Origin of the sequence: Nocardioides sp. NPDC057767, assembly GCF_042798275.1 — a bacterium.
In the GTDB taxonomy this organism is placed as follows: Bacteria; Actinomycetota; Actinomycetes; order Propionibacteriales; family Nocardioidaceae; genus Nocardioides.
The window spans coordinates 22,006-30,984 of the sequence record NZ_JBHVKJ010000061.1 but is presented as its reverse complement, the minus strand read 5'-3'; the positions used below and the strand labels follow the sequence as shown (position 1 = coordinate 30,984).

Annotated in this window: 8 protein-coding genes; 1 reads left to right on the top strand and 7 read right to left on the bottom strand. The window is 70.9% G+C overall.

Annotated elements, in window-relative coordinates:
• Positions 1–77: 77 nt before the first annotated feature.
• From ACFVDI_RS24250 to ACFVDI_RS24240, 3 genes are read right to left on the bottom strand one after another with little or no spacing between them, the layout of a single operon-like run.
• The gene (locus ACFVDI_RS24250; protein WP_008362044.1) at positions 78–452 is read right to left on the bottom strand and encodes an FKBP-type peptidyl-prolyl cis-trans isomerase; all 375 of its coding nucleotides are present in this window, start codon (positions 450–452) and stop codon (positions 78–80) included.
• 4 nt (positions 453–456) lie between these two features.
• Positions 457–3,084 (bottom strand): DUF4153 domain-containing protein, encoded by a 2,628-nt coding sequence (locus ACFVDI_RS24245; protein ID WP_378911337.1) that lies wholly within the window; start codon positions 3,082–3,084, stop codon positions 457–459.
• Entirely contained in the window at positions 3,081–3,782 is a 702-nt protein-coding gene (locus ACFVDI_RS24240; RefSeq protein WP_378911335.1) for a response regulator, read from the bottom strand. The genes ACFVDI_RS24245 and ACFVDI_RS24240 overlap by 4 nt, the downstream gene beginning before the upstream one ends.
• Positions 3,783–3,966: 184 nt before the next feature.
• On the opposite strand from ACFVDI_RS24240, the gene ACFVDI_RS24235 reads away from it, so the two are divergent.
• The gene (locus ACFVDI_RS24235) at positions 3,967–5,226 is read left to right on the top strand and encodes an MFS transporter (RefSeq protein ID WP_378911334.1); all 1,260 of its coding nucleotides are present in this window, start codon (positions 3,967–3,969) and stop codon (positions 5,224–5,226) included.
• On the opposite strand, the gene ACFVDI_RS24230 is transcribed toward ACFVDI_RS24235, so the two are convergent.
• From ACFVDI_RS24230 to aroA, 4 genes are all read right to left on the bottom strand, one after another.
• Positions 5,159–5,593, bottom strand: coding sequence for a CBS domain-containing protein (locus ACFVDI_RS24230; protein WP_378911333.1), 435 nt, complete (start codon positions 5,591–5,593; stop codon positions 5,159–5,161). The two genes, ACFVDI_RS24235 and ACFVDI_RS24230, sit on opposite strands and share 68 nt — an antisense overlap.
• A 54-nt stretch (positions 5,594–5,647) precedes the next feature.
• A complete protein-coding gene (locus tag ACFVDI_RS24225) occupies positions 5,648–6,520 on the bottom strand; it encodes an inositol monophosphatase family protein (protein ID WP_378911332.1) in 873 nt (290 codons plus the stop codon).
• Between the two features lie 97 nt (positions 6,521–6,617).
• Positions 6,618–7,628, bottom strand: a complete 1,011-nt coding sequence (gene rsgA / locus ACFVDI_RS24220; RefSeq protein ID WP_378911331.1) for a ribosome small subunit-dependent GTPase A — start codon at positions 7,626–7,628, stop codon at positions 6,618–6,620.
• A 4-nt stretch (positions 7,629–7,632) separates the two neighbouring features.
• Positions 7,633–8,928, bottom strand: coding sequence for a 3-phosphoshikimate 1-carboxyvinyltransferase (gene aroA, locus ACFVDI_RS24215; RefSeq protein ID WP_378911330.1), 1,296 nt, complete (start codon positions 8,926–8,928; stop codon positions 7,633–7,635).
• Positions 8,929–8,979 lie beyond the last annotated feature (51 nt).

Below are 8,979 nucleotides of genomic sequence, written 5' to 3'. Positions count from 1 at the left end.
GAGTTTCGTCGCCCACAACTACATTCTCGGCCCCCACAACTGCGGATTCGGCCCCCGGTTCTACGGATTCGGGTGGGTTACTTCTCGACCTTCACCAGGTCGCAGACGAAGATCAGGGTCTCGCCGGGCTTGATGACGGCGCCGGCACCGCGGTCGCCGTAGGCGAGGTGCGGCGGGATGACGAGCTGGCGGCGGCCGCCGACCTTCATACCGAGGATGCCCTGGTCCCAGCCCTGGATGACCTGGCCGATGCCGACGCGGAAGTCGAGCGGCTCGCCACGGTTGTAGGAAGCGTCGAACTCCTCGCCGGTGGACAGCGCCACGCCGACGTAGTGGACCGAGACGCGGTCGCGCTCGGTGGCCTCCTCGCCGTCACCGACGGTGATGTCCTTGATGACGAGGTCGGTCGGAGGGGTGGGGTCGACGAAGTCGATCTCTGGCTTCTGGCTCATGCCGTCAGTCTATGTATTCCAGCTCGGGCGGGCACAGCGTGCCCTGGTCGGGCACGGCGGTCGGCGAGTTGTAACCCGGGGTCATGCCATCGGCTCGTTCCCGACCGAGGTTCCACTCGAGCCAGTCGCCCGTGCGGTCGTTGGGAACGAGTACGCATCGACGCAGGTCGTCGGGGAGCTTCTCCAGGGCCGGCACCGCGTCGTCGCTGAGCCCGGAGAGGAAGTCGGTGTCGATCTTCCCCGTCTCCTCGTAGCGCGAGACGTTGTGCTCGGCGATCCAGGAGTCCGGGTTGATCGCGGCGATCCCGAGGAGCGCGACGGCACCGCTGACCAGCGCGAACCGGCCGAGCCAGAGACCGCCGCCGATCGCGCCGCCGGCCACCGCGGCGACCAGCCCGGCGATCACCAGCAGACCCAACCAGGCCTCGAAGACGTCCACGAGCAGGCGGAGCTGGGTGAAGCCGTACGCCTCCTGGTAGAGGTGCATCCGATACAGCGCCGACCCGACGACGACCAGCGCCTCGGCGGCCAGCAGCCCGAGCGCGACCCGGAGCCACAGCCGGTCGGCGACGGTCTCCACCGGCGCCTTGCGCGCCGCCGCCCAGATCACCAGCAGGGTCAGCGCGGTGGCGACGGTGAGCTGACCGAACCCCTGATGGACGTATTCGGCGTACGTCAGCCCCGTGGTCTCGCGCAGGTAGTCCTCGCCGCCGAAGACCGCGGTTGCCTGGGCGACAAGAAACGCCGCGAAGACCGCGACGACGACACCGACCGGGGCCAGCCACTCGTAGCGGTTGGCGACGGGCTGGGACGTACGCTCGCTGCGGTCGATCCGGGGCGGGTTCACCGCCAGGTAGGCGGCGCCCATCACGACCCCGAAGACGAACACGGTCATGAAGATCCGAGCCGCGACGGTGTCGGGACGTACGTCCGGGACGAACTGGTCCACCCAGCTGCCCAGGACCGCGTCGGCGGTGGTGAACAGCAGCCCGAAGATCACCAGCCCGAGCAGCGAGAGAACCGTGGTGCGTGCGACCGCGGCTCCGTGACCGTGGCCTGAGACGCTGGTCAGCGTGCGGCCCAGCCACGGGATCCCGCGCAGTCCGGCCAGCGGCCAGGAGATCCCGGTCAGCACGATCCCGAGCAGCGTCTTGGCTCCGGTCGAGGCGCAGAGGATCACCGCGATCGCGGTGAGCAGGCACAGGACGACGATCCACTCGGCGTCGCGGAACACCGCGACCGAGGAGAGCAGCGCGAACAGCACGTAGCAGGCGATCGAGAACCAGCCGCGGCGTCGCTCGCTCGCCAGCATCACGACCGCCCCGGCGGCCAGGAGCACGATGACGGTGCCGAGACCGGCATTGCGGTCGGGGATCAGCAACCCGCCGAGCAGGCCGGCGACCACAGCGCCGATGAAGAGCCCGAACCGGCCCGTGACACCGGAGTCGGGCCAGTACGTGCCGAAGATGTCGTCGAGGACCGACGGGGTGGCGTAGGCCTTGACGTCCGTCGTGGGCGCGTCGACCGGCTGGGAGGGTTCGGCGGGTTGGGCGGGTTCGGCCGCCGGGGGAGTGGTGGGCATCTGGCTCTCCTCATGGGTGGGGGTGAGATGACTGGTGATGGGACGCGCGGGTGGCCGCAGCGGAAGGTCGACGCGCACCCGAGCGCCCGCAGCGCCCGCGCTCTCGGGCAGCGGGTCGAGAAAGGCGATGGAGCCGCCGTGCAGATCGGTGACCCACCGGGCGATGGCGAGTCCGAGCCCGGTCCCGCCGCCCTCGGTGGAGGCACTGAGGGTGCCGAAGGGCTCGAAGACGCGACTCCGGTCGGCGACCGGGACACCGGGTCCGGAGTCGAGCACCTCGAGGTGGTAGCGCTCGCCGTCGAGACCGGCGCGCACGACCACCACACCGTCACGCGGACTGTGCCGGGAGGCGTTGTCGAGGAGGTTGACGACGAGCTGGCTGAGCCGATCGGCGTCGGCCTCGACGACAAGAGAGTCCGGCGCGTCGATCTCGTAGGTGACCGGCCGCCCGTTGACCCGCGCCTCCGCGACGCAGGCCTCCAGGAGAGGTCCGAGGTCGACCGACGACGTGCTCAACGGCGCCTTGCCCGCGTCGACGCGCGCCAGGTCGAGGAGGTCCTCGACCAGCCGGCTCAGGCGCTCGGCCTGGCCGAGCGCGGTCTCGAGCGCGGCGGGATCCGACCCGACACCGTCCACGAGGTTCTCCAGCACGACGGTGAGAGCCGCCAGCGGCGTACGCAGCTCGTGGGAGACGTTGGCGACCAGATCGCGGCGCTGGCGGTCGACCGCGCCGAGATCGCTGGCCATCGTGTTGAACGCGCGGCCCAGCTGGCCGACCTCGTCGGCCCCGCCGGCCGGCACCGAGACCGAGTAGTCGCCCCGGGCCATCCGACGGGCCGCGACCGTCATCTGCCGCAGCGGCGAGGTCATCCCGGCCGCCAGCAACTGGGTCACCGCGAGCGCGATCCCGATCGTGACCGGGATCGAGATCCACGGCGAGACCCCGGTGACGCGCCCGACGGAGGCGACGACCGCCGCCACCAGGGCGCTCGCCGCGACCAGCAGGCCGAGCTTGACCTTGATCGAGGAGACCCGTTCCAGCGGAGTCATTCGCCGGCCTCCAGCGCGTACCCGACCCCGTGCACGGTGCGGACCCGCGCGGACCCGATCTTGGCCCGCAGCCCCTTCACGTGGCTGTCGACGGTGCGGGTGCCCGAGGCGTCGTTCCATCCCCAGACCTCGGCGAGCAGCCGCTCGCGAGTGACCACGGCGCCCGGGTCGGCGGCGAGACAGGCCAGCAGGTCGAACTCGGTCGGCGTCAGCCGCACCTCGGACCCGTCGACCCAGACCCGGCGGGCGGCCGAGTCCATCCGCAGCCCGCCGATCTCAGCCGTACGCCTCGCCGACCCGGCCAGCTCGGCCGCCCGCTCCACCCGCCGCAGGAGCGCGTTGACCCGCGCGACCAGCTCACGCGCCCGGAACGGCTTGGTGAGATAGTCGTCGGCCCCGACCCCGAGCCCGACCAGCACATCGGCCTCGTCGACACGGGCGGTGAGCATGAGCACCGGCACGGGGCGTACGGCCTGGATCCGGCGGCACACCTCGAGGCCGTCGTAGCCCGGCAGCATCACGTCGAGGACGACCAGGTCCGGCGAGGTCTCCTCGAAGGAGGAGACCGCTCCCGGCCCGTCCCACGCCCGGACGACGTCGTATCCCTCGGCGGTGAGCCGGTCCGAGACGGCCTGGTTGATGACCGGCTCGTCCTCGACGACGAGGACCCGGCGGGTGGCGCTCACATGTTCTGGCACATGCTCAGGCTAGAAGCCGGAGCCGCCGGAAAGCCTGCAGAAGTTGTGCAGGTCCTGTGAAGGTCAGGTCGTGTCCCGAGCCCGGATGCGTCGACCCGGCCGTGATGATCGGGTCGACCCTCGCCCCGATGGTGACGTCGTTTTCCCGCCGGTTCGGGAGGCTCGGTCTCCCTACGGTTGCAGCATGCAGACCGACCAGACAGACCAGAGCGACCAGACCGACACCGCAGAGGTGCCAGCGCGACTCAGCGTCTCCGTGATCGTGTTCATGGCGACGGCGGCCGCCGTCGGCACCGCGACCATCTACCCGATGCAGCCCGCGATCACGACGGTGGCCGACTCGCTCGGCACCGACATCGCGTCTATCGGACTGGCTCTTGCCGGCGGCCCCGTCGGCTACATGATCGGACTCGCACTTCTCGTGCCTCTGGTCGACCGGCTTCCTCCGGGACGGGTCCTCGCCGCGCAGTTCGGGGTCCTGGCGCTCGGGCTCGCAGTCAGTGCTGCCGCCGGCACCGTGACGCTCCTGGGGGCGGGGATGGTCGTGATCGGAGCATGCTCATCCGTCGGGGCCGGTCTGAGCTCGTTCGCAGGTCGGCTGGCGCCGGTTCGACGGCGTGCCACCGTGCTGGGGACGGTGACCGCAGGCATCTCGGTCGGGGTCCTCGGCGGTCGAATCGTCGGCGGCTGGCTGACCGGCGAGTTCGGATGGCGCGTGATGCTGCTCGTGCTCGCCGCCACCTGTGGACTCATCGCCCTGGGCTGCGTGCTGGTGCTGCCCGACGCGGCGGTGGCCGGCGGTCGTGGCTATCTCGCTTCGTTGCGATCGGTACCGGGGCTGATCGTTCGCCACCCTGTTCTGCGTTCTGCCGCTCTGCGGGGCTCCTTGTGGTTCTTCGCGTTCTGCACGGTGTGGGCCGGCATCGCCGTAGCGCTGTCCGAGGCGCCCCACTCCTTGTCAGCCGAGCAGATCGGCCTGTACGCACTGGCCGGCCTGTCGGGCCTCCTGGCCACGCAGGTCGCCGGAAGGTGGACCGACCGGGTGGGCGCTCGACGCGTGATCCTGGCCGGCCTCCTCCTCGCCGGAGCGGCCGCGGTCGCCCTCGGGTTCAGCCTCTCGAACACCGTGGTGACCTTGATCTGTCTCGCGATCTTCGACGCCGGGCTGTTCGCCGCCCAGGTCGCCAATCAGAGCACCGTCCTGGCGATCGACCCGGCTGCACCGGCGCGCTTCAACAGCGCCTACATGCTGGTCTACTTCGTCGGGGGCAGCCTCGGCACCGCATGTGGTGTGGCGGCCGTCGAGTGGTTCGGCTGGCCCGCTACCGCCCTGGTCGCCGCCGCGGCCATCGTCACGGCAGCTGCTCAGATGAGACCTACGTCTGGTGGACGTACGCCTCGAGCTGGTCGCGCTCGAAGGCGAGCTGGTCGATGCGGTGCTTGACCAGGTCGCCGATGCTGACGATGCCGACCAGCTCACCGTCGGCGGAGACGACCGGCATGTGCCGGATCCGGCGCTGGGTCATGATGCCCAGGATCTCGTCGATGGTCGCCTCGGGGGCACAGGTCTCGACCTCGGCGGTCATGATCGAGGAGACCTCGGCGGCGAGGAGCGCGTCGTTCTCGTGCAGCCGTCGCACGACGTCACGCTCGGAGACGATCCCGGCCACGGCGGTGCCGTCGCCGCTGACCACACAGGCACCGATGCCGTGCTCGGCCAGCACCCCGAGCAGATCACGCACGGTGGCGGTTGATGCGATCGTGACGACTTCTGCGATCGCCTTGCGAGTGAGTACGTCCGCGATCTTCATGCATCAACGGTAGCGGCTGTGACTCGCGTCACGCCAGAGGTTGGTGTGACACCGTCACTCGGTTGCCGGACGACGGAACGCGGTGACCGACCCGGGCTGTGCGGCCGGCCAGTCGGCGTCGTTGCTGCCGTCGGGGAGCCCGCCCAGGAAGGAGAGCGCCGCGTCGTGCAGGTGGCCGTTGGTGGCCAGCGCGTTGCCGCCCCACGGCCCCGGGTCACCGGCCAGCGAGGTGAACTGCCCGCCGGCCTCGCGCACGATGATGTCCAGCGCGGCCATGTCGTAGACCTCGAGCTCCGGTTCGACCGCGATGTCGACGGCACCCTCGGCGACGAGCATGTAGGACCAGAAGTCGGAGTAGGCGCGGGTGCGCCAGCAGCTGCGCATCAGCGCCAGGAAGTCCTCGAGCCGCTCGCGCTCCTCCCAGCCGTGCAGCGAGGAGTAGGACATCGAGGCGTCCTCCAGGCGGCGTACGTCCGAGACCTGGCACTGGGTCGACTTCATCAGCGACTTGCCGGTGTGGGCCCCCTGGCCCTTCGCCGCCCACCAGCGCCGCCCGAGCTGGGGCGCGGAGACGACCGACATCACGACCTCGTTGTCGACGGCGAGAGCGATCAGGGTGGCCCAGACCGGCACGCCGCGCACGAAGTTCTTCGTGCCGTCGATCGGGTCGACGATCCAGCGTCGGCTGGAGGAGCCGGAGGATCCCGACTCCTCGCCGGTGATCGCGTCGCGCGTTCGCGCGCGGGAGAGCGTGCGCCGGATGGATTCCTCCACGGCCTTGTCCGCGTCCGAGACGGGGGTGAGGTCGGGCTTGGTCATGACGTGCAGGTCGAGCGCCTTGAACCGCGACGTCGACAGCGAGTCGGCGTCGTCGGCCAGCAGGTGCGCCAGCCGCAGGTCGTCGTTGTAGTCAGGAGTGCTCGCCACGAGGATCCACTCTAGTGGCTCCGCTCTCCCTGCGAACCCTCCCCTGGTAACCGGTTCCCCACGAAAACACGGGCCGGGGCATCGATGGTGCGACCTGTCAGAGAGCGTACGTCGGCACCGACCGCGCCTCGAGCAGGCGACGGAACGAGGCGACCCGCTCCGGATCGAGCCTCCCGTCCTCGATCGCGATGTCCAGCCCGCACTCCGGCGCATCGGCGGCGTGCGAGCAGCCGCGCGGGCACTCGGCCGTCGCCTCCTGCAGATCGGGGAAGGAGACGATGAGCCGTTCCGGCTCGACGTGCGCCAGCCCGAACGTACGGATCCCCGGGGTGTCGACGATCCAGCCGTCCCCCGGGAGCCGCAGCATCAACGCCGAGGTGGAGGTGTGCCGTCCGCGCCCGGTGACCGCGTTGACGTGCCCGACCTCGCGGCCGGCGTCGGGAACGATCGCGTTGACCAGCGTCGACTTGCCCACCCCGCTGTGGCCGAGGAGGACGGACGTACGTCCCTCGAGCTTCTCCTGCAGCGCGCTCATGTCGCCGCCCCGCTGGGTCACCACCCACGGCACCCCAAGCGACCGGTAGATCGAGACCAGCGACTCCGGGTCGGCCAGGTCGGACTTGGTGATGCACAGCAGCGGGTCGATGCCCGCCTCCAGGGCAGCCACCAGCGCGCGGTCGATGAACCCCGTGCGTGGCTCGGGGTCGGCGATCGCGGTGACGATCACCAGCTGGTCGGCGTTGGCGACCACGACCCGCTCGACGGGGTCGTCGTCGTCGGCCGTACGCCGCAGCACCGTCTCCCGGGGCTCGACCTCGACGATCCGGGCCAGTGCGCCCTCCGCGCCCGAGGTGTCGCCGACGACCTTGACCCGGTCGCCCACGACCACACCCTTGCGGCCCAGTGGCCGGGCCTTGACCGCCCACACCTCGACGTCGGGGACGTCGTCCATGACCAGCGTGAACCGGCCACGGTCGACCGTGATCACCCGCCCGAGGTCGGCGTCGTCATAGCTGGGCCGGTCCTTCGTCCGCGGCCGGGTGCGGCGCCGGGGACGGTCGTAGTGCTCGACGTCCTCGGTCCCGTAGCGCCGCTGTGCCTTCGCCATGTCGTCAGAACAGGTCTGCCCAGAAGGGCGCGAAGTCGGTGAAGGTCTTGGAGGTGGTGGTGATGTTCTCGACCAGGACGTCCTCGACCGCGGCGCCGATGATCACGCCAGCATGGGCCATCCGGTGGTCGGCATAGGTGTGGAACACCCCGCCGTGAAGCGTCGCCGGCCGGATGGTCAGCCCGTCGGGGTGCTCGGTGACGTCCGCCGCGAGTGCGCCCAGCTCCTGGGCGAGCGCGGCGAGCCGGTCGGTCTCGTGGCCGCGGATGTGGCCGATGCCGGTCAGGTGCGAGGGCGTCTCGGCGAGGGCGCAGAGCGCCGCGACCGCCGGAGTGAGCTCGCCGATGTCGTGCATGTCCAGGTCGATGCCGGTCAGCCGTTCCGGGCCGGTCACGGTGAGCCCTTCGTCGCCCACCTGAACCTCGCAGCCCATCAGCGAGAGCACCTCGCGCAGCTGGTCGCCCGGCTGGTCGGTGGTCTGCGGCCAGTCGCGCACGGTCACCGTGCCGCCCGAGACCGCAGCCAGCGCCAGAAACGGGGCCGCGTTGGACAGGTCGGGCTCGATGGTGCGGTCCAGGGCCTTGATCGGTCCCGGTGCCACGGTCCAGCGGTTGGCGTCCGAGTCGTCGACCGCGACGCCGTGCTCGCGCAGCATCGCGACCGTCATGTCGATGTGGGGCAGCGAGGGCACCGGCTTGCCCTCGTGGCGGATGTCCACGCCCTGCTCGTAGCGAGCCCCCGCCAGCAGCAGCGCGCTGATGAACTGGCTCGAGGCCGAGGCGTCGACCACCACGGTGCCGCCGGGCACCGAACCGGCGCCGCGGATGGTGAACGGCAGCCCGTCACCCTCGATGTCCACGCCGAGGTCGCGAAGCGCGCGCAGCACCTCGCCGACCGGCCGCTTGCGCATGTGCGGGTCGCCGTCGAAGGCGATCGTGCCGGTGGAGAGCGCGGCCACCGGAGGCACGAACCGCATCACCGTCCCCGCCAGCCCGCAGTCGACGTCGGCGTCGGCGCCGAACGTCCCGGGCGTGACGACCCAGTCCTCGCCCGAGGTGTCCACCTGCGACCCCAGCGACGTCAGCGCTGCCGCCATCAGCAGCGTGTCGCGCGAGCGCAGGGCGCGGCGTACGACACTCGGCCCGTCCGCGATCGCGGCCAGCAGCAGCGCCCGGTTGGTGAGCGACTTGCTCCCGGGCAGCGACACCGTCGCGGTCACCGGACCGCGCGCCCGGGGCGCCGGCCAGGGGTCGGCCGGTCCGTTGGCAGGGTCAGCGGCACGGTCGGTCGTCGTAGTCACAGGTCCAACTTTAGAGGTTCTGAGAGCCGAGGCGGCCGTCGGTCACCAGGG